Source organism: Vibrio sp. 10N.222.48.A3, from assembly GCF_041475345.1.
In the GTDB taxonomy this organism is placed as follows: Bacteria; Pseudomonadota; Gammaproteobacteria; order Enterobacterales; family Vibrionaceae; genus Vibrio; species Vibrio tasmaniensis_A.
On record NZ_JBFRVX010001674.1, the window covers coordinates 1 to 685 of the forward strand.

At 46.0% G+C, this 685-nt stretch carries 1 pseudogene; it reads right to left on the reverse strand.

Going from position 1 to position 685, the window contains the following annotated elements:
• Positions 1 to 685, reverse strand: a pseudogene (locus tag AB4653_RS28360) (chemotaxis protein CheW); the annotation flags it as partial.

Genomic DNA, 685 nt, shown 5'->3' on the forward strand with positions numbered 1-685 from the left:
ACCACGTCTAGCTTACTATCTCGATTAGTTTGCAACCCCAAATACCAAGCAGGTTTGCCAATAATATGACTTAACTCTTCGAGGCGATGAATACCCCCGAGCTCATCAAGTGGCACAGCAAACGTCACACCGTTCACATCAAAATACAGCACTTGAAAATCTTCAGTTCTAGCCGTCGTTTCCCATGATGTAAACTGACCGGCTCCACCAGCTTGAGTTTCAAGTTCGGTAAATGGCTCAATTTGAGGAGATTCAAGATCGGGTTCAGTAGCCTTAACTTCTACTTGCTCCGTCTCCAGCGATTCAGCTTGTAACTCTTCAATTTGCTGCGATTCAACAGGTGGCTCTACAGCAATTGATAAATCAGGTTCTGGAAGATCCCAATCTTGAATTTCAGGATCTACAGACACTTGAACAGACTCTACTGCAGCGTCAAACATTTGCATGTCTGCCTGCTGAGCAATTTGCTGTGTGTTCCGATCCATCAACTCATCTAGATTCAGCTCATCGACAACATTAGTCGCTTCTAAACGACTCAGAAGTTTCTGAACATCCTCAAGATTCGGCACTTCAAATTCTGCAGCGCGTATTTCGGCGTAGCTTGAATAATGACTTGTCGTTAATTGTGGCTCTGGCTCTGGCTCTGGCTCTGGCTCTGGCTCTGGCTCTGGCTCTGGCTCTGGCT